Annotated in this window: 14 protein-coding genes and 2 pseudogenes; 10 read left to right on the top strand and 6 right to left on the bottom strand. The window is 62.4% G+C overall.

Annotated features, from left to right (window positions below; all coding sequences use genetic code 11):
• Positions 1 to 51: 51 nt before the first annotated feature.
• Both AC1DLO_RS21745 and AC1DLO_RS21750 read right to left on the bottom strand, forming a co-directional pair.
• A pseudogene (locus tag AC1DLO_RS21745) lies at positions 52 to 543 on the bottom strand (ABC transporter ATP-binding protein); the annotation flags it as partial.
• Complete coding sequence (locus AC1DLO_RS21750; RefSeq protein WP_476891755.1) at positions 540 to 2,039, bottom strand: hypothetical protein; 1,500 nt, start codon at positions 2,037 to 2,039, stop codon at positions 540 to 542. The gene AC1DLO_RS21750 and the pseudogene AC1DLO_RS21745, both read right to left, overlap by 4 nt.
• Positions 2,040 to 2,446: 407 nt before the next feature.
• On the opposite strand from AC1DLO_RS21750, the gene AC1DLO_RS21755 reads away from it, so the two are divergent.
• The gene (locus AC1DLO_RS21755; protein ID WP_476891756.1) at positions 2,447 to 2,701 is read left to right on the top strand and encodes a hypothetical protein; all 255 of its coding nucleotides are present in this window, start codon (positions 2,447 to 2,449) and stop codon (positions 2,699 to 2,701) included.
• A 759-nt stretch (positions 2,702 to 3,460) separates the two neighbouring features.
• Here the strand turns inward: AC1DLO_RS21755 and AC1DLO_RS21760 are convergent.
• The 3 genes from AC1DLO_RS21760 to AC1DLO_RS21770 are packed head-to-tail and all read right to left on the bottom strand — an operon-like array spanning position 3,461 to position 7,151.
• Positions 3,461 to 4,783, bottom strand: coding sequence for an MFS transporter (locus AC1DLO_RS21760; RefSeq protein WP_476891757.1), 1,323 nt, complete (start codon positions 4,781 to 4,783; stop codon positions 3,461 to 3,463).
• A complete protein-coding gene (locus tag AC1DLO_RS21765) occupies positions 4,780 to 6,372 on the bottom strand; it encodes an acetate--CoA ligase (RefSeq protein ID WP_476891758.1) in 1,593 nt (530 codons plus the stop codon). Before AC1DLO_RS21765 ends, AC1DLO_RS21760 begins: the two co-directional genes overlap by 4 nt.
• 11 nt (positions 6,373 to 6,383) lie before the next feature.
• Positions 6,384 to 7,151 (bottom strand): enoyl-CoA hydratase/isomerase family protein, encoded by a 768-nt coding sequence (locus AC1DLO_RS21770; RefSeq protein WP_476891759.1) that lies wholly within the window; start codon positions 7,149 to 7,151, stop codon positions 6,384 to 6,386.
• A 113-nt stretch (positions 7,152 to 7,264) separates the two neighbouring features.
• Between AC1DLO_RS21770 and AC1DLO_RS21775 the strand changes: the two genes are divergently transcribed.
• The 4 genes from AC1DLO_RS21775 to AC1DLO_RS21790 all read left to right on the top strand — a co-directional run bounded on the left by AC1DLO_RS21775 (position 7,265) and on the right by AC1DLO_RS21790 (position 11,454).
• Positions 7,265 to 8,158, top strand: coding sequence for a LysR family transcriptional regulator (locus tag AC1DLO_RS21775; protein WP_476891760.1), 894 nt, complete (start codon positions 7,265 to 7,267; stop codon positions 8,156 to 8,158).
• Between the two features lie 137 nt (positions 8,159 to 8,295).
• Entirely contained in the window at positions 8,296 to 9,234 is a 939-nt protein-coding gene (locus AC1DLO_RS21780) for an ABC transporter ATP-binding protein (RefSeq protein ID WP_476891761.1), read from the top strand.
• Positions 9,231 to 10,340, top strand: a complete 1,110-nt coding sequence (locus tag AC1DLO_RS21785) for an ABC transporter permease (RefSeq protein ID WP_476891762.1) — start codon at positions 9,231 to 9,233, stop codon at positions 10,338 to 10,340. The genes AC1DLO_RS21780 and AC1DLO_RS21785 overlap by 4 nt, the downstream gene beginning before the upstream one ends.
• A gap of 13 nt (positions 10,341 to 10,353) precedes the next feature.
• Positions 10,354 to 11,454, top strand: coding sequence for an ABC transporter permease (locus tag AC1DLO_RS21790; RefSeq protein WP_476891763.1), 1,101 nt, complete (start codon positions 10,354 to 10,356; stop codon positions 11,452 to 11,454).
• 1,104 nt (positions 11,455 to 12,558) lie between these two features.
• On the opposite strand, the gene AC1DLO_RS21795 is transcribed toward AC1DLO_RS21790, so the two are convergent.
• Positions 12,559 to 13,071: a hypothetical protein gene (locus AC1DLO_RS21795; protein ID WP_476914607.1), complete on the bottom strand. Its 513-nt coding sequence runs from the start codon at positions 13,069 to 13,071 to the stop codon at positions 12,559 to 12,561.
• Between the two features lie 640 nt (positions 13,072 to 13,711).
• On the opposite strand from AC1DLO_RS21795, the gene AC1DLO_RS21800 reads away from it, so the two are divergent.
• From AC1DLO_RS21800 to AC1DLO_RS21820, 5 genes and pseudogenes are all read left to right on the top strand, one after another.
• On the top strand, positions 13,712 to 14,515 hold the full coding sequence (locus AC1DLO_RS21800; RefSeq protein WP_476891765.1) for a hydroxypyruvate isomerase family protein: 804 nt from the start codon (positions 13,712 to 13,714) through the stop codon (positions 14,513 to 14,515).
• Positions 14,516 to 14,638: 123 nt separating this feature from the next.
• Entirely contained in the window at positions 14,639 to 15,517 is an 879-nt protein-coding gene (locus AC1DLO_RS21805; protein WP_184741896.1) for a 2-hydroxy-3-oxopropionate reductase, read from the top strand.
• 124 nt (positions 15,518 to 15,641) lie between these two features.
• Complete coding sequence (gene gcl / locus AC1DLO_RS21810) at positions 15,642 to 17,420, top strand: glyoxylate carboligase (RefSeq protein ID WP_184741897.1); 1,779 nt, start codon at positions 15,642 to 15,644, stop codon at positions 17,418 to 17,420.
• A 22-nt stretch (positions 17,421 to 17,442) separates the two neighbouring features.
• Complete coding sequence (locus tag AC1DLO_RS21815; protein ID WP_476891766.1) at positions 17,443 to 18,666, top strand: glycerate kinase; 1,224 nt, start codon at positions 17,443 to 17,445, stop codon at positions 18,664 to 18,666.
• A pseudogene (locus AC1DLO_RS21820) lies at positions 18,659 to 18,897 on the top strand (allantoinase AllB); the annotation flags it as partial. The gene AC1DLO_RS21815 and the pseudogene AC1DLO_RS21820, both read left to right, overlap by 8 nt.

The raw sequence follows: 18,897 nt of genomic DNA on the forward strand, positions 1-18,897 counted from the left end.
GTCAAGGATCGCCTCTGTATTTCTCGAGTCAAGACCCGAACTTGGTTCGTCTGCTAGTAGTAGTGAAGGTTCGTTGATCAGTGCGCGGCAAAACGCGACTCTTTGCTGCTGCCCGCCAGAAAGCCTCTTCGCTTGCCGGTCAGCGACCGCCGAAAGGCCGAAACGTTCCAAGTGCGCCGTCATCGTCGCGCGTGTCATGGGCTGGCTGCTGGCGAGGAGAACATTTTCCAACGCTGTAAGTTCGGGCATTAGGTTGCTGCTCTGAAACACCATTCCAATTTCGCTCGAGCGGACAAGACTCGCCGTTCGGGACGATGCCTTGGTTCTGTCAGCACCGTTGATCCATACCTTGCCGGCATCGGGGGTTGACAGCAGTCCGGAGATATTGAGGACGGTTGACTTCCCCGAACCTGACTCACCCCGCAGCCAAACGATTTCACCTTCCTCAACGTTCAGGCTGACTCCAGGAAGGACCAATTGTCGATTCCCGCGCTCGTCTGCAAAAGACTTGGCGATGTTCTCAAGACGCAATACCGAGGTCATTTGTTCTCCCCGAAGTCGTAGGCACCCGGGACGGCGATCATGGCGGCCGAAAGCGAGAGGCTACACGGTGACGTCTTGGCTGCTTCCATCCGATACAAGGACGGGAATTCTTTGCACCCTTTCAGAGTCCGGAGTTCCACGGCCGCCCTGTCGAAGTCGTTTGACCCAAGTCCGGAGCGACTCGCATTCGTCATTGCCGTCAAGGCCCGAAAATAGTTCAGGCCGTTTCCTTTGGGTGAAACGATGAGCCGCGGGAGAGCGGACTGGACGGCCGGAAACATTGATCTCACTTCTTCGCTGTTTGAGAAGTACATGGAGTTAGAGAGCGCCATCAGAGCGCTGGAGAGTAGGTTTTCAACCCCCGGGTCTGCATCGAAAGCTTCAAGTCGCCCCAACCGGACGCTGGGCTCAAGCTGCACGAGAACGTCCACCAACTCGATGTATCCACTGAGATTTGTGAATGTGACGCTACGCGGAAGCGCTGCCCGCCCCCGCTCGATGACCGCACCATAGCTCCCCCAGGATGAGGAGCCGCCGCGCTTAAGTGCCACAAGCGCCTTGAGTTGAGTGATCAGATCGGTTTCGGGCGTCCTCAATATCCGTTCCAATTCATCTCGGGTACGCTGACTTGCGGCCTCTGGAAAGTTCGTGTCGAGGAGTCTCGCGGCAAGATACGTCCCATGGACCGACCCTTTGGCGAGAGACGCTGAGCGGATAAGTCCAGTCTCCTGGTCGACTCTGGGTGCAATACGGTCCTTGATAAGTCGTTGTACCTCGGCCTGCGCATTCAGCAACTCCAGCGAACGCAGCATTGAGGCGATCAGCGCGTCATCATGCACCTGGCTTGAATCCAGAAGCCCAACGATATGGTCTTTAGCATTGTTTGGAACGAAGAGATCCTTTCCAAGCGTTACTCTCGCTTCAAGAGCGGCTTGAAAGTCAAGGGTCGACTCATAGTCGCCAGGGAGCTTCTTGTATTCCACGTTTTTCAACGTTCGTTCCAATTCGCTGGGTTTCTGCTTTTGCAGAGCCGAATAGGAATCGAAGAGACGCCACACAAGATAGGGCTTATTCGTGATCGAGTTGACGTCAATTGCCCTAAGCCGCACGAGCGCTTCTTCCACAAAGGACTTTCCAGCGATCGCAGACCAGCCTTGCATCCTACCGATATCGATCCAAAACCAGAGAGCGGCGATCTCCGCGCCTACATCCTGTTGTCTCGGAGGAATCGCGGCATTGGCCAATCTCGCCTCCAAATCGGCAGGCAAAGCTGTGCCGGCAGCCCTAATCAACTTGAGAGCCGACCAGAGCGTCGGCAGGTCGGCTGTGGACTGCGCGCCGAGTGCTTCACGGACAGTCCCATAGGCGTTGTCCGCGGCCAGCAGGTAGGAACCAAGGTTCTCGGAGTACAACGCCGTGGTGTACAGATCCCCGCGCTCTTGGCCCTCCCCTTCGGGCATCCTTATGAGGCCGTTGATTCCCTGGAGCTTCTTCAAGTCCTCTTGTATGGCAGAAACATCGTTAGCCGGCTCAGAGAGACCGGCACTGCAGGCAGTCAAGCAGACCATAGCCACAATTAGCACCGCCAATAGTTTGACGCTTCGTGTGTGCTGCAAGTTTCGACGACATATACCCAGACCTCTTTTCATTACTGCAGTGCCGATCTTTTCGTCATACGTGCGCGGAAGCAGTGCGCAAATTGCCGTAGGAGTAGGCAGTGGCCGCCACATCCGCACCTAGGTAGAACGCCCCCCAACCCATGCAGACAGTGCCACTCAGATAGGATCCACGAGCGCCGTTACTGTTGGTCCACTGAAGTGTCGCCGGATTGCTGGTTCCCGATCCCGATACATTGACACCTTTGATGCTGATGGACCCGACTCCGTACTGGTAGAACGAGGTCGTGTTGCGGATCCAGTTAGGTGATACGTTCATCACCGCCGACGAGGAAAAACTCCCACAGCCGCCATTTGAAACCGGCTGGATCCACATATTTGCCGTGATCGGCTGCCCATTATCAAAATACGCCGTGCCCGACGCGCTAGTGGCCTGCGCTCCCGACGCGGCCCCAATTGCCATGAGTGCTGTCAGCGCTCCTGCTGCGACTGCCTTCCTTACATTCCTAACCATTTTCATTCGATTCCCCATTCTCAATTAACGGTCGGCCTTGGAATTCCGGCCGCATTCCTGGTCAGATATGAATATCGAATTTGCTCTTCTGTTCGTGCCGATCTCTCCTGCAGAAACTAGTCTCATAGTGCAGCTCGCGAGACGGCTACTGTTCAGGGGGGCCCGCTTTCTAGCCCAGATGGTCCGGACGACTGGAAAGACATAGCTAAGAGGGACAACGAGAAATAGCGTTAGTGGAACGGGCGCAAGTCCGATGACCAAGGCTGCGGCGCCAAGCATGAACGAAATCGTGAACCAGCAAGCGGCTATTGCGAGCAACCGCCTATTCGTCATGTCAGCACCTCTTGGTTCGATCCCGGGTCGGAGCCTCTCCTTCGGAAACGCTAATCGCCGCTACCTCCGCTAGGGGTGTGATTTCAGCAAATTGAGTGGCCGAAACGGCAAGATTGAGTGGTCGTCCAAGACCTACTCACGATTGCCGGCAGGTTCTCGACGGCGGCCCGGACGTCGCCAGCCGGAGCCGCGCCGCGCCTCCCGGACACCCTGCCCGAGGTTTGGACAGTAACTCCCGTCCGCTCGGCCACGGCGTTGAGGGTGAGGTCGGCGAGGGGCTCCTCCGTGAACAGGTCCTCAGTCGCCCGAAGAATGCGGCGCCCGGTTTCGGCGGCGGACAACGCCCCGGAACACTCGGCAAAAGCGCGGCGCGATGCACGGCCGCAAAGCCCCGACTTCAAAGCCCCGGCCGCCTCGTCAATTGACTAGGCGGCCGGGGCTTTGAGCGGGAAAGCTACAGCACGGTGGTCCGCGACAGAGACAGTCCCTTCGTCTCGCGGAAGAACAGGATCACGACGACCGCGGAGACCACCGCAACGCCCATCAGGTAGAAGGCCGGCGCCAGCGGGGTACCGAAGCCCGCAACCAACCCGGTGGCCACAAACGGTGCGGTCCCGCCAAACAGGACGTAGGCCAAGGTGTAGCCGATCGCCGAGCCGGACGCCCGCACCGACGACGGGAACATCTCGACAAGTGCCGGCACGTTGGACGTTCCGATCACAGCCACCAGGGCGCCCAGGATACTCGTCCCGACAATCGCGAATCCGAGTCCCAGCGGCATGATGGAGAATGCCGGAATCGTCATGACCACGAAGCCGATGCAGGACACCAAGAGCATCCGTTTCCGGCCAAATCGGTCACTTGCCCGCGCAGCCAAAGGGCAGACCGCGGTGTAGACGAGCATAGTGATGACGCTGGTGATCATCGAGTCCGTGCTTGAGTAGTGCAGGCTCGAGGTCATGTAGGCGATCATGTAGCTGCTCATCAGGTAGTACGCCACTGCGTTGGTGATGCTGTAGCCGAACAGCGTAAAGATTTGCCGCGCGCAGAGCCTGACTGCGTCGCCCAGGGGCCGCTTGGCCACCTTGCCTTTGTTTTCCAAACCGCGGAACACTGGAGTGTCGTCCACGCGAGACCTGATGTACAGCCCGATCAGGCCTAGCGGCGCAGCGAGGAGGAACGGGATTCGCCAACCCCACGCTTGCAAGTCACCCGAGCTGAGATTCGCGGTGATGGCTGCGCCGAGCAATGCCCCGGCCACCGAAGCCAGGCCCACGGTTACCGGGATGATGCTGGCGTAAGTGGCGCGCTTTCCCGCCGGAGCGTATTCAACAATGAACGCCGAGGAGCCCGTGTACTCGCCGCCGGTGGTGAACCCCTGCACGGCCCGGAACACGAACAACAGGACCGGAGCCCATACGCCGATCACCGCAAACGTCGGCAGAATGCCAATGCAGAACGTCGCAGCGCTCATGATCACCACGCACAGGCCGAGCATCTTGTTGCGGCCAATCCGGTCGCCGTAACGGCCGAAGAACGCCGCCCCGAGCGGCCTCGCGATGAAGCCGCCGGCGAAGATCGCCCACACGGCCAGGAGGGACGCCGTCGTCGAATAGTCCGGGAAGAAAAGCTTCGCGATGGTCACCGACATCACGGCGTATGCCGCCGAGTCGAACCACTCCACGAAGTTCCCCACGGCGGCTGCCGCGGCTACGCGCTTGAGGCTCCGGCGCGGGGAAGAGTCAGTCTCTGCTGGGTTCTCGATGAGGGTGTTCATGACGCTTGTCCTTCGTGGGGGTCGGAAGGTGAAGAGTGGGGAAGTGCGCGGAGCTGTGCCCTTTGGACTTTTCCGGTGGCCGATTTCGGCAACGCGGTGACGTATTCAATAGAGCGCGGATACGCGAAGCGGGAGAAGTTCGCCTTGACGTGGGACACGATCGACTCGCTCAATTCGGCGTCGCCCCTGTGGCCCGGCATCAATTCCACCCACGCCTTGATGGACTGGCCCCGGAGTTCATCCGGCACTCCCGTCACTGATACATCCCTGACGGGATCGAGTTCCCTGATGACCGCTTCCAGTTCGTACGGCCCCACCCGGTAGCCCGATGTCTTGATGACGTCGTCGCTCCGGCCGAGGAACCAGAAGTAGCCGTCATGGTCAGCGTAAGCCTGGTCCTTGGTGTGGTACCAGTCGCCGCCGAACGCGGCGGCCGAAGCATCGGGCATATTCCAGTATCCCAAGGGGAACTGCGGGTTCGATCGGGACCTGAGGCAGATTTCACCGGTCTCCCCGACGGGCACTTCGTTCTCATTCTCATCCAGCAGCGCCACCTCCCAGCCGGGGAGCGGCCTGCCCATGGATCCCGGTTTGACCGGGACACCAGGGAAGTTGCCCAGCAAAGGGTAGGACTCGGTGGAGCCGTAGTAATCCATCAACGTGACGCCAAACTGGTTTCGGAACCAATCAATGAGGTCCGGCGTCAGCGGCTCGTTGGAAGAACAAACTGTCCGCAGGTACAGCGGGAAGCGGGTGCCGGCGTCGGGCACGTCCTCCCGCATCTTGCGCAGAAACGTCGGGTTGACCAGCGCGCTGGTGACCCTATTGCGGCTCAGGCTGTCCAACAACGACGCCGGGTCGAAGCCTCCGGCGGGCCGGAACACCAAGTGGGTGGCACCGGCCCGGAGCGGTCCCATGAGCTTGGCCAAGGACCAAGCCCAATCCCCCGCGCCGTAGAAGACGTCACTGTCGCCGAGGCGGTGGCAGTATTCGAACTCGTTATGGCCCAGCAACGTCCGGTGGGCGTGGACGATTCCTTTGGCCCTTCCCGTGGTGCCCGAGGTATAGAAGATGAGGGCGGGGTCGTCGGCTTTGGTGGGCACGTCCTGGAAGACCGCCGGGCGATCGGCGATGGCGGGGTCGTCGACGTCGATGAACGTTCCGGTGAAGCCTTCGAAGAGGCCCCTGGCCGAGTCCTCGGCGATGATCGCGGCCGCACCGCTGTCCTCGAGCCGGAAGCGGATGGGTTCCGCGGCCCAAAGCAGGGACATGGTGACCAGGATGGCGCCGGTCCGCAGCACGCCGAGATAGGTGGCCGGGGTATCTGCCCGCTGAGGAAGGAGAACGGCGACGCGGTCGCCCTTCTTGATTCCTGCAGCTTCGAGGGTGGCCGCGATTTGCCGGGAACGGTCCTGGATTTCACCCCAGCCGATGTCGCGGTGGCCCTCGACGGCGGACTCGAGGATGAGCGCGCGCTTGCCGCGTGGGTGACGATCGGCGACGTCGGCGGCCATGTTGTAGAACTCCGGCACCTCCCAGCGGTGGGAAGCGAGCATGTCCGGGTAGCGGTCTTGCGTTGTCACGGTCACTTCGCGCTCCCTCAGCGTCCGCGGCCGGTGAGGAAACGGGCCATTTCGCGCTGTGGTTCCCCGGTTCCGTAGGCCTCGCGGTGAACGCGCTTTGCTTCGGCCATGGCGTCGCTGAGGTCCTCTTCCTCGAGGCTGCGGAGCCGGTTCTTGGTCAAGCGGACCGCGCCCGGAGGCAGGAGGCTCAAACGTGAGGCGAGTTCCTTCGCGTAATCCAGCACACCGCCGTCGTCGGCCAGGTAGTTCAGCAAGCCGAGACGCTGCGCTTCGCCGGCATCCACAAGTTCGCCGGTGAGGACGAACTGGGAGGTCTTGGACTTGCCCAGGATGCTCCACATCGCCCAGATTCCGGTGATGCTGGGGATGCCGGAGAGGACTTCGGGCTGGCCCATGCGGATTTTGGAGTCGCCGACGCGCAGGTCGGCGAGGAGGGCATACTGGAACCCGGAGCCGGCCGCGACGCCGTTGACGGCGGCGATGGTGATCTGGTCGAGGTTGCGGACGGCCCGGTACAGGCGGTCGAAGCCGTCGATCCAGGCCTCGGCGGAGGCATGGTCCTCGGGGTTCATCGACGCGGTTTCAGCGAGATCTTGCCCGGCACAGAAGGCCCGGCCGCTGCCGGTGAGGATGACGGTGCGGATGTCCGTGTTGTCTTTGAGGCCTTCCAAGTGGCCGATGAGCTCGTTGCGCATGGACTCGGTCCAGGCATTGAGTTTCTCGGGGCGGTTGAGGGTGATGATGGCTGTTGAGCCGACTTGCTCGAAGAGGACGTCCTGGGACATTGGGGTTTCCTTCCGTGGATGCTGCGGGGATTGCATCCATCAGACCACTGTGGAATGTGACGGGTCTAACATCAATTTCCACTCGCCTTGATACCAAACTGGTATGGTGCGGTATGGACCTCCACCATCTCAGGTACTTTGTGGTGCTCAGTGAAGAGCTTCATTTCGGCCGCGCGGCGCAGCGTTTGCACATGGCGCAGCCACCGCTTTCGCAGCGGATCAAGGACCTCGAAAAGGAACTCGGGGTACAGCTCTTTCATCGACGGCGGACGGGAGTGGAGCTATCCGAAGCCGGGGCTTTGTTGTTGGAGCATGCTCGTGGGGTTTTGGATCATGTGGCCATGGCCCAGGAGTCGATGCGGCGGATCCGGCCCGGAGCTTCGGGGGTCCTGCACGTCGCGGTGCCGCCGGACACCAACCCTCGGGCGCTTTCGGCGATGGTTGCCGCATTTGGTGATGCGGCGCCCGACGTGCTGCTGAACCTGCACGAACTCACCACCGTTGAGCAAGTGGAGAGACTGCGCGACGGCGAACTGGACGTCGCGGTGGTCCGTCACCCTTTGAGCGCTGTTGGCTTTGAGTCGGGGGCCGTGTATTCGAAGCCGCTGGGTGTGGTGCTGAACGCTTCGCATCCGTTGGCTGGTGTGGATGCTGTGCGGTTGGGTGACCTCTCCGGGAATCCCTTGATCATCTTTCCCCGGCACATGGCTCCACCACTGTACGACTCGTTCCTTGAGACGTGCCGCGACGCTGGTTATCTGCCCGCGGCCATCGTTCATGCACGGAACCAACACTTCACGCACGGGCTGATCCTGGCCGGCCGGGGCGTGCACTTCAACGAGGAACCCTGGACCCCGTTGCCTTCCGGTGTGGTTTGGCGGCCGTTGCTTGGGGATCCTTTGGCGTGGCGGACGTCGGCGCTGTGGCTGAAGAGCCGGAGGTCAGCTGAGACAGATGCTTTTGTTGAGGCTGTGGGGGTGGGGTTGGCGGCGGGTGGGCACGGGTGAAGCACCACGAACCCTCTACTCCTTGTGTATTGCCCGCGGCAGTCGCATCATGGAGCCGTGACCCGCCATATCGCCGGGAGTGATCGAATGCCAGCCTTGGCCCACGCTTCCCCGCGCGAACAACACGGAGGCGCGGCATGACGGACACGGCCATAGAACTCATCGGCCTCACCAAAAGGTTCGGTTCGTTCACCGCCGTCGACGATCTCAGCCTGACGGTGGAGCGCGGCGAGATCTTCGGCCTCCTCGGACCCAACGGGTCCGGCAAGACCACCACCATCGACATGATCAGCGGCTTGAGCCGCCCGAACTCCGGTGCGATCACGGTCCTCGGCATCGATGTGCTGGCAGAGCCGCGAAGGATCCGGCGCTCGCTTGGAACGGTGCCCCAGGAGAATGCGCTCTACGAGGAGCTTTCGGCCGAGGCCAACCTGCGGTTTCATGCTGATCTCTTCGACGTGCCCCGGAAGGGCCTCGACGAGAAGATCACAGCGCTCCTTGAGCTGGCGCAGCTTCAGGAGCGTCGGAAGAGCCGCGTCTCCACTTTCTCCGGTGGCATGAAGCGGCGGCTGGCCCTGGTCCGGGCAATGCTCCACGAACCGGAACTACTCTATTTCGACGAGCCGACCCTTGGAGTGGACGTGCAGAGCCGGCACGCACTCTGGGACCGCATTCTGGAGCTAAAGGATGGCGGCACCACGGTACTCATCACCAGCAACTACCTTGAGGAAGCCAACGCCCTGTGCGATCGGCTCGCCATCATCGATCGCGGTCGGCTGGTGGCGCTCGATTCGCCGGCCAAGCTGCGGCGCAGTTTCGGTGACACAGTGCTTGAGATGCGCACGCGTCCGGCGCCCGGGGACGACGTCGTCCGTAAAGTCCGCGCGCTCCCCGGCGTGGTTTCGGTGATCGCCTCCGACAGTTCGCTGAAGGTCACGGTGGAAGGCGGTGCCGACGTCACCGGAAAGGTCGTCACGGAAGTGATCGGAGTGACGAGCCTTGAGGAGATCCAGAGCCGCGAGCCAAGCTTGGACGAGGTCTTCCTGAGCCTGACCGGTAAGGAGCTCAGGGAATGAGCCTTCGCCACAACCTCCGCGTCGTACGGGCTGTGGCCTCCGCGGACATCCGGCTTACCCTTCGCGAACCAGTCTTCGCCATCATCGGGATCCTGATTCCGATCAACTTCTTGCTGCTCTTCCTTCTCTTCGCCCTGAGCGGCGGGCAGGCACCGATCGCCGTCGTGATGAATGACCAGGGACCCCTCGCACAGCAGTTCGTCCAGGCCATGGGCAATTCGTCGTCGTTCATCATCCACACGGCTTCCTCCGCTGACGCGGAGCGCGAGATCCACTCCGGCACCATTGTGGCTGTAGTCACCGTGCCGCAGGAGTTCGACGCCGCCCTGGCCGCCAAAGCGCGGATCGACATTCCCGTGGAGGTCAACAACCTGAACGTCGACTTCACCAACGACATTCGGCGTGCCGTTCCGCTCTCGATATCGTCCTTTTACGCCGACGCCTTCCCGGAACAGGTGGTGGTGACCGCCCGCGAGTCCGACGTGCAAGTCCAGGACACCGGCTACATCCCCTACCTTGCCGTGAGCATCATGGTGGCCGGTCTCATGCTCGCGTCCCAACTGCAGGGCAGCGTCAACACCGCGCGGGACTACGAACTAGGAACCATCAAGGAACTGGCATTGGCCCCAGTCAGCCGCCTGACCATCGGGGTGGGCAAGGTTCTCGGTGCCGCCGCCCTCGCGGGGGCGTCCGCGCTGCTGCTACTCGCCGTCGTCGTCTTCCTGATCGGCGTACAACCGCTCCATCCCTTTGAAGTCCTTGGCTTTGGCCTGCTGATACTGGCGGCGTTCCTCGCTCTTGGCGTCCTGCTCGGGACGCTGGTCCGCCGGCGACAGCAGGCGATCCCCCTGTCGATCGCCGCCGTGCTTCCCCTGTTCTTCTTGAGCGGGCCGTTCGGGCCGGCGAACTGGCTGGGCGCCATCCCGGGCGCGATCGCCGCGGCGTCGCCCCTCACCTATGCGATCGCAGCTTTCCAGCATGCCTTCCACGGATACCAGACCGCTCCACAGGGCCTGACCGTCGACGCGATCGTGCTCGCAGCCTTCGCCCTGACAGCCGTTGCGCTGGCTGCATTCGTCTTCGGTCGGCGAGGGGCGAGGCAATGATGGGCGCGCACTGATGGCGGCGCGACGGGCGGTACTCGCCATTGCGGCCAAAGACATCCTGACATGGTTCCGCACGCCGTCGGCGATTCTGGCGAGCCTTCTACCGCCGCTCGCGTTCCTGCTGATCATCTTCGTTGTGGCCGGTGCCGTGGGCCGGAACCCGGTGGCGCTGGTGGTCGAGGATAGCGGTCCGCAGGCTCAGCGGCTCGTTTCGATCCTTGAGAACTCGGATGCGTTCCGCATCCAGCGGGCCGATCCGGTTGAGGCCACTCATCTGCTGGACACGCTCCAGGTTGCGGCAGTCATCACCATCCCGGCCTCGTTCGACGACGATTACCAGGCACACCGGCCCGACCCCGTGAGCGTCCAGATCAACAACCTGAATCTGGACTTCACCAACGACTTGCGCCGCTCGGTGCCGGCCGCCATCACTGAATTTTATGAGGGCCAGCCAGACACGCCGATCATGGTTGGCGTGTCCGAGTCTGATCTGAGGGCGCACGACGTCGATCTGGTCCAGTTCCAGCTTGTGCCCATCCTGGTGCTGCTGCTCACCATCATGGGTATCGTCAACGGTGGGCTGGCCGCGGCCCGGGAGTTTGAGGACCTGACCATCAAGGCTCTGCTCCTCTCACCGATCGGCCGCGGAACGCTGATCGCTGGGAAGATCATTGCATGCTGGGTGACCACGATGCTCGTCGCGGCAGTGGTGCTGGTCTTGTCGTTCGCCTTTGGGGTTCTCCGGCCTGCCGGTTGGTATTGGCTCCCGGCGCTGGCAGCGATCGGACTGATCGCACTAGCGGCGGCCGGCCTTGGTACCGCACTTGGAGGTGCGCTGCGCCGCTTCTCAGCTGTGGCTGGGGCCGGAATCAACCTGTCGATCTACCTGTTCTTCCTCAGCGGAGGAATCAGCGTGGCCGCGTTCCTGCCAGATTGGATCCAAGCCATCGCGCACTTCACTCCGACGTTTTACGGGGTGGATGCCTTGGAAGCCGCCATCTTCTACCAGTCAACAGACAACCTGGGCCGTGACCTTGCGGTTCTCGGGGTGACGGCTGCGGTGGGGCTGGGGCTGGGGATTGTGAGCTTACGACGGCGGTTGGTTGTGGGTTAGGAGCCGAGACTCCTCAGAAACGAACGCTCGACAACGGGACTGTGAGCGGTGATTTACCTCCTCGGGCGGCGTCGTAAACGCACATCAGGCCCTCAGGCGACACCTAAATCTGCCGCTTCAGTGCGTCACCTCAGTAAGCGCACTTACGCAGACGACGCACTACGAGGGCGCGGATGGATATCGGCTATCCGGTTACCGCCAGCAGGCGCATACGTGAGAATTTGCAGGCCGCTCGCAAACTTCCCATTGCCGACGCCTAGAGACGATTGACGGATTTGCTGCTGCACGCCAGAACAAACACGGTTGCCGTCCCGCGGATAGTTGACGTTTCGATCACCATCCGAATCTTTCTCGCGGGCAGGGGTCCAAGCGGCCGTCACTAGGAAGTCAGCGACGGCCACTTGGGCGGAAACTAGGGTTCGCTTGCTCGTTCACTTTGTCTATATGCTTCGAGGGCGTCTTTTCGGGCCCAAGAATTAACGAGGGCTCCGTGGCACACGAATTCGATGCAAAGAGCCGGAACGATAATCCAGCTCGACACGCCAACTCTGGCGAGTGTCCCAAATATCACGACTATGAGCACCGCACTGGCGATGTTGAACCAGCGTCGGCCCGGGGTCGCGTTCATTGCCGTCATGAGCTCATCTAAGTAGTGGAGCATGTCCTTCCTCTCTGATTGCCGCCGTCACCGGCAATAGCCGCCTGTATAGCGGAACGCCATAGCCCCGCTCGGAGCGGGCGCGAGACGAATGCATGCGCCCCTGGCGTGCGCAATTGTCGCTTGAATCGCGATTTGCACAGCAGACGCGGCACAGGCACTCAAGCCAACCGGAGACCCAAAGGCGAGGTGTTTGCAGACGTAGAGGACGCCGGAGGCTAGCCGTGATTGCGCAGTTTCGGCCTTATTGAATTCCACGACTGGGAAGATCCCAACCCAGCTGAATTGAGGATCCGCTACGACAGGGAACATTGTCTTCTTTTCGAAATCAAGGTGCTGGATGAGCCGGTTCCCCGACGAGGTGTACTTCGTCGGAACTGGTTTTCCGGCGGCATCGCGGGCCTAAGGGGCAGCAATGTGGTTGACCACCCGCCCGCTGCCGTCCATCACCACCGCTGATCCATCGCTTGCAACCACATCTTCCGCGGGTCGGCCATCAAAGGTGAATCAAAGCCGAACGAGCGGGCCGCGGATTCGTTGTTGATCACGACGAAACCGGCGCCAGATTCATCGCCTCGCTGGGCAAAAACGTATGCGTGGTGTCTGTCCACGGACACTGTTGCAGCCTTCACATTGCCTTTCGACTGTTTCACAGCCTTCTGCTGCGGTATCGACGCCGGCTGTACCGTGAGTTTCTGACCGCTGGCTGCGACAATGCTCATCGAACCGCCGTCGCCGAACTCGACCTTCTGGGTTTTAGCTTCGGACGGAGCTCCAGGTGACGATTGGCTCTGTGCGCCCTCGAAGGGCCGAGACGCCAGAACTTGCTCCAGAGGGTTTTGATCTCGGGCGGACGACGCGTTCGCCGCCGGGGACGACGCCGCTAATCCGATGATGGCAATGGCCAAGGCCGATGTTGCAGCCAAGGCTTTCCGAGCAATCACAATGCGCTTTTCCATGAATCCCCCATTGTCTTCTGCGGATAAGCTCCAAATTCGGAACCCGTGCAGGAAGACTAAGGTCGGGAAACGGTGACTAGGTGCTTGGGGCTGCGAATTAGGTGCAACAGCCGACAAAATTAGGTGGTCAAACCTGGCACACCTAGCCGTTGGCGAGGCAACACTTAGATAGAAAGCGCGAATTTCCTTGGTGGCTACCGGAAGCAATGCGGATCAAGAACCTCGAAAACGAACGCAACGTTCCTGCTGTTCCACCTACGGCGAGACCCCTGATGCCCCCCCGACAGCTCAATCCGCGACCCCAGCGAGCCCGCCGCCGGTACCCCTTCAACGCTTCGCCATGGTCGCCGAGTTCGAATCGGACCTCATCTGCCCCCGCACCCACGGAGCCATTCAGGGGCTGTACGCGCACCCGACGTAGGGCCTTGTTGAAGCGAGTCTCAGCCAACTCAGGCCAGCTTGGTATCCCAAGCCCCCTCCTTTCCAGATCCCCCTTGACTCCCACCCCCACCTTCCCTAAACTTTTCATAAAGCAGAATCTAAATTCCACAAAGCGGAAACTTGCCAAGACGATTGAAGCAAGTAGCCAAGAGCCAAGCGGAAGATAGATCCCAAGCCCTCCCCCGGAAGGACACCTACGATGACGTACACAGTGAACTGCTCCATCCTCCTGACGGAGCTGCCCCTGCTCGAGCGCCCCGCGGCCGCGAAGGCTGCCGGCTTTGACGCCGTCGAATTCTGGTGGCCCTTCGACACCTCGGTCCCCACGGACGCGGAAACCACGAAGTTCGAGAACGCCATCAAGGACGCTGGCGTTCAGCTCACCGGCTTGAACTTCAACGCCGGCAACATGCCCGGCGGCGACCGCGGCCTGGTTTCCTGGCCCGCCCGCTCTTCCGAGTTCCTGGACAACATCGACGTTGTCGCAGGTATCGGCGAGCGCCTCGGCTGTAAGGCTTTCAACGCCCTCTACGGCAACCGCGTGGACGGCGAGTCGGCCGAGAAGCAGGACGCCATCGGCGCCGAAAACCTGGCCAGCGCCGCAGAAGGCGTCGCACGGATCGGCGGCATCGTCCTCCTCGAGCCCGTCAGCGGCGCTCCCAAGTACCCGCTCCTCAAGGCCGCCGACGCCCTCAAGGTGATCGCCCGCGTCAAGGAAGAATCCGGCGCAGAGAACGTCAAGCTACTCGCCGATTTCTACCACCTTGCAGTCAACGGGGACGATGTCGCAGCCGTCATTGAGAACCACGCCAAGGACTTCGGCCACATCCAGATCGCCGACAACCCCGGCCGCGGGGCTCCCGGAACCGGTGAGCTTCCCCTCGGCGAATGGATCGCCCGGAGCCGCGAACTCGGCTACGCCGGCTACATCGGCCTCGAATACAAGGAACCGCAGGAAACGGCCTTCAGCTGGGCCATCCGCCAGCGCGCTACCTCCCACTAGCAAACCCCAACCGCCCAACTGAGTAGCAGTTGATGTCGTTTAGAGCCCTCAAAACGACATCAACTGCGAGCTAGTTGGGTCCAGCACACCTGAGCTAAAACAAAGACTTCAGTAAGGAAAATCATGAGCAACGTTGCAGTTATCGGACTCGGAATCATGGGCCTCCCCATGGCCATCAACCTGGTCAAGGCTGGCCACACTGTCACCGGTTTCAACCGCAGCCAGGACAAGATCGACAAGCTCGTCTCCGAAGGCGGCAAGGGTGCCACGAGCATCGCCGACGCCGTCAAGGACGCCGACGTCGTCATCACCATGGTGCCGGACTCCCCCGACGTCGAGGGTGTCGTGAGCGGCCCGGACGGTGTCTTCGCGAACGCGAAGAAGGGCACCCTCTGGATCGACGCGAGCAGCATCCGACCGGACGTCGCCGCCCGCCTCTCGGCAGACGCCGTCGCAGCCGGCATCCGCCCGCTCGACGCCCCGGTCTCCGGTGGCGAACAGGGCGCCATCGACGCCGTCCTCTCCATCATGGTTGGCGGCGACGCAGCCGACTTCGAAGCAGCCCAGCCGGTCCTCACCGCGGTCGGCAAGACGATCGTCCACGTCGGCCCCTCCGGCTCCGGCCAGACCGTCAAGGCAGCCAACCAGCTGATCGTGGCCGTCAATATCGAGGTCCTCGGCGAGGCCATCGCCTTCCTTGAGGCCTACGGCGTGGACACCGACGCAGCCCTCAAGGTCCTCGGCGGCGGTTTGGCCGGCTCCAAGGTCCTCGACCAGAAGGGCCAGAAGATGCTCGACCGCAACTTCGAGCCTGGCTTCCGCCTGGCCCTCCACCACAAGGACCTCGGCATCGTCACCTCCGCAGCCCGCGAAGCCAACGTCGCAGTCCCGCTCGGCGCGGTCGTCGCACAGCTCGTCGCCGCCACCGTCAACCAGGGCGACGGCGGCCTCGACCACTCCGGACTCTTCAAGCAGGTCCTCCAGCTCTCCGGTCGCAAGTAAAGCCGGCCGCAAGTAAAGCATCCCGGCGACAGGCCGGAAACAAGCAAAACCGGGCAACCGCCGTCGTGAAGTACGACGGCGGCTCGCTCAGTACATCCAAAACAGACTTTTCAAGGAGCACACCATGACGAAGATGCGCACTGTAGACGCAGCCGTCGCCATCTTGGCAAAGGAAGGCGCCATCGAGGCGTTCGGCCTGCCAGGCGCGGCAATCAACCCCTTCTATTCCGCGATGCGGGCACACGGCGGCATCCGCCACACGCTGGCCCGCCACGTTGAAGGCGCCAGCCACATGGCTGACGGCTACTCCCGTGCAGCGGATGGAAACATCGGTATCTGCATCGGCACCTCGGGCCCCGCAGGAACGGACATGATCACCGGCCTGTACGCCGCCTGGGCAGATTCCATCCCCATGCTTTGCATCACCGGCCAGGCGCCCGTTGCCAAGCTGCACAAGGAAGACTTCCAGGCCGTGGACATCGAGTCCATCGCCAAGCCTGTCACCAAGATGGCCATGACCATCCTGGAACCGGGCCAGGTTCCCGGAGCCTTCCAGAAGGCCTTCCAGCTGATGCGCTCCGGCCGTCCCGGCCCGGTCCTACTGGATCTGCCGTTCGACGTCCAGATGGCCGAGATCGAGTTCGACATCGACGCTTACGAGCCCATCGCCGTCGAGAAGCCGAAGGCCAGCCGCAAGCAGCTGGAAAAGGCGCTGGACATGCTCACCGCAGCCGAGCGCCCGCTGATCGTTGCCGGTGGCGGCATCATCAACGCCGGCGCCTCCGCCCAGCTGGTTGAACTGGCCGAACTGCTCAACGTTCCGGTCATCCCCACCCTGATGGGCTGGGGCGCCATCCCGGACGACCACGTCCTGATGGCTGGCATGGTGGGCCTGCAGACCTCGCACCGCTACGGCAACGAGACCATGCTGGCCTCGGACTTCGTGATCGGCATCGGCAACCGCTGGGCCAACCGCCACACCGGCGGCCTGGACACCTACACTGCCGGCCGCAAGTTCGTGCACATCGACATCGAGCCCACGCAGATCGGCCGCGTGTTCTCGCCGGACTTCGGCATCGCGTCCGACGCCGGTGCGGCACTGGACGGGCTGATCGAGCTGGCACGCGAGCGCCAGGCAGCCAAGTCCCTGCCGGACTACTCCGGGTGGGTTGCCGAGTGCACAGCGCGCAAGGGTTCCCTGCAGCGCAAGACCCACTTCGAGAACGTGCCGATCAAGCCGCAGCGCGTGTACGAAGAGATGAACAAGGCCTTCGGCAAGGACACCACCTACGTGTCCACGATTGGCCTCTCGCAGATCGCCGGCGCGCAGTTGCTGCACGTCTTTGGCCCGCGCAAGTGGATCAACGCCGGCCAGGCCGGCCCGCTGGGATGGACATGTCCTGCCGCCCTGGGCGTTGTCCGCGGCAAGCCGGACGAGACCGTTGTTGCCCTGTCCGGTGACTACGACTTCCAGTTCATGATCGAAGAGCTGGCCGTGGGCGCACAGTTCAACCTGCCGTACATCCACGTGGTGGTGAACAACTCGTACCTGGGCCTGATCCGCCAGTCGCAGCGCGGCTTCAACATGGAACAGAACGTGTCCCTGGCGTTCGAGAACATCAACTCCCCGGAAACAAACGGCTACGGCGTGGACCACATCAAGGTTGCCGAAGGCCTGGGCTGCAAGGCCGTCCGCGTGGAAAACCCGTCAGACCTGCCCGCCGCCTTCGACAAGGCCAAGGCACTCATGGACGAATTCAAGGTTCCCGTGGTGGTCGAAGTGATCCTGGAAAAGATCACCAACATCTCCATGGGCGTTGAAATCAACGGCGTAAACGAGTTCGAAGACCTGGCCGAGCGCGGCGAGGACGCCCCCACGGCGATCATCGCCCTGCTGGACTAGTAAGTACTGAAGGAGGTACGGAATGCGTGTGGTCATAGCCCCGGACAAGTTCAAGGGATCGCTGTCAGCCCCCGAGGTCGCCAGCCGCCTGAGCGCCGGACTGCTCGCCGGTTATGCCGCCAGCCGCCCGGGTGAGGGCTTTGAAACCACGCTCATTCCTGTGGCCGACGGCGGCGAAGGGACTCTCGATGCCGCCGTCGGCTCCGGCTTCACCCGCCGGAGCACCACGGTCACCGGCTCTACAGGCCAGCCGATCACGGCCGAATTCGCCGTCCGCGGCACGGAGGCCGTCATCGAAATGGCGGCGGCCTCCGGTCTCGCGGTGCTGCCTGGCTTCGGCGATGGCAGCGCGCCAAACTCCGAAACCGCCAAGAGCTCCACAAGCCAGGGCACCGGGGAACTCATCCGCGCCGCCCTGGACCTGGGCTGCCGGCACATCATCCTCGGCGTCGGCGGCAGCGCCAACACCGACGGCGGCGCCGGTGTCCTGCAAGGCCTCGGCGCAGCCCTCCTCGACGCCGACGGCAACGAACTCCCGGGCGGCGGGGCCGCGTTGGCCCGGCTGGACCGGATCGACTTCTCGAACTTCGACGTCCGTTTGGAGGTCACCGAGTTTGTCCTGGCCTCCGACGTCGACAATCCCCTTTTGGGCCGCACCGGCGCCGCCGCGATCTTCGGACCACAGAAGGGCGCGACGCCGGACGACGTCGCCACGCTCGACGCCGCCTTGGCCCACTTCATCCAGGTCCTCGCCAGCGAGATCGGCCGCGAAGCCCAGGACGCCGCACAGGCTCCGGGCGCTGGTGCGGCAGGGGGCGTCGGCTACATTGCCATCGCGGCGCTGGGCGCGGCACGCAGGCCGGGCATCGACGTCGTCCTCGAATTCACTGAACTCGAGCAGCGGCTGGCCGGCGCGGATCTGGTGATCACCGGCGAAGGCAGCCTCGACGAGCAGAGCCTGCTCGGCAAAACGCCCATGGGCGTGGCCCGGGCGGCGGCGCGTTCGGGGATCCCTGTGATTGCCGTCTGCGGCCGCAGTACGCTGAGCCCGGAACAACTTTCGGAGTCCGGTTTCGAGTCGGTCCACGCATTGACCGAACTCGAATCCAATGTAGAGAAATGTATAGCTGAAGCAGGGCCGCTGCTTGAAGAATTGGGTCAGCACATCGGCGTGCGCCTCTCTGAAAAAGCGGCACCCATCCATGACGCAGCGCGAACCGAGACCAAGGAGCAACTCCATGTCTGAAGAAACCACCACAGCACACGGCCCGTTTGACCTGGTCATCCGCGGCCAGCGCATCCTCACCACCGCCGGCATCACCGCCCGAGAAGTCGGCATCCGCAACGGCGTGATCGTCGCGATCGAACCCCTCGGCAACGGGCTCTCCGGCACCGAAATCATCGAGCTCGCCGAGGACGAAACCCTCATCCCCGGCCTCGTGGACACCCACGTGCACGTCAACGAGCCCGGCCGCAC

This window comes from Arthrobacter sp. 01T419, from assembly GCF_056398865.1.

Bases quoted from the DNA above. Each gene is read 5' to 3' on its own strand.
- AC1DLO_RS21760 (WP_476891757.1), bottom strand. From the start codon at position 4,783: ATGAACACCCTCATCGAGAACCCAGCAGAGACTGACTCTTCCCCGCGC.
- AC1DLO_RS21770 (WP_476891759.1), bottom strand. From the start codon at position 7,151: ATGTCCCAGGACGTCCTCTTCGAGCAAGTCGGCTCAACAGCCATCATC.
- AC1DLO_RS21775 (WP_476891760.1), top strand. From the start codon at position 7,265: ATGGACCTCCACCATCTCAGGTACTTTGTGGTGCTCAGTGAAGAGCTT.
- AC1DLO_RS21780 (WP_476891761.1), top strand. From the start codon at position 8,296: ATGACGGACACGGCCATAGAACTCATCGGCCTCACCAAAAGGTTCGGT.
- AC1DLO_RS21785 (WP_476891762.1), top strand. From the start codon at position 9,231: ATGAGCCTTCGCCACAACCTCCGCGTCGTACGGGCTGTGGCCTCCGCG.
- AC1DLO_RS21790 (WP_476891763.1), top strand. From the start codon at position 10,354: ATGGCGGCGCGACGGGCGGTACTCGCCATTGCGGCCAAAGACATCCTG.
- AC1DLO_RS21795 (WP_476914607.1), bottom strand. From the start codon at position 13,071: ATGGAAAAGCGCATTGTGATTGCTCGGAAAGCCTTGGCTGCAACATCG.
- AC1DLO_RS21800 (WP_476891765.1), top strand. From the start codon at position 13,712: ATGACGTACACAGTGAACTGCTCCATCCTCCTGACGGAGCTGCCCCTG.
- AC1DLO_RS21805 (WP_184741896.1), top strand. From the start codon at position 14,639: ATGAGCAACGTTGCAGTTATCGGACTCGGAATCATGGGCCTCCCCATG.
- gcl (WP_184741897.1), top strand. From the start codon at position 15,642: ATGACGAAGATGCGCACTGTAGACGCAGCCGTCGCCATCTTGGCAAAG.
- AC1DLO_RS21815 (WP_476891766.1), top strand. From the start codon at position 17,443: ATGCGTGTGGTCATAGCCCCGGACAAGTTCAAGGGATCGCTGTCAGCC.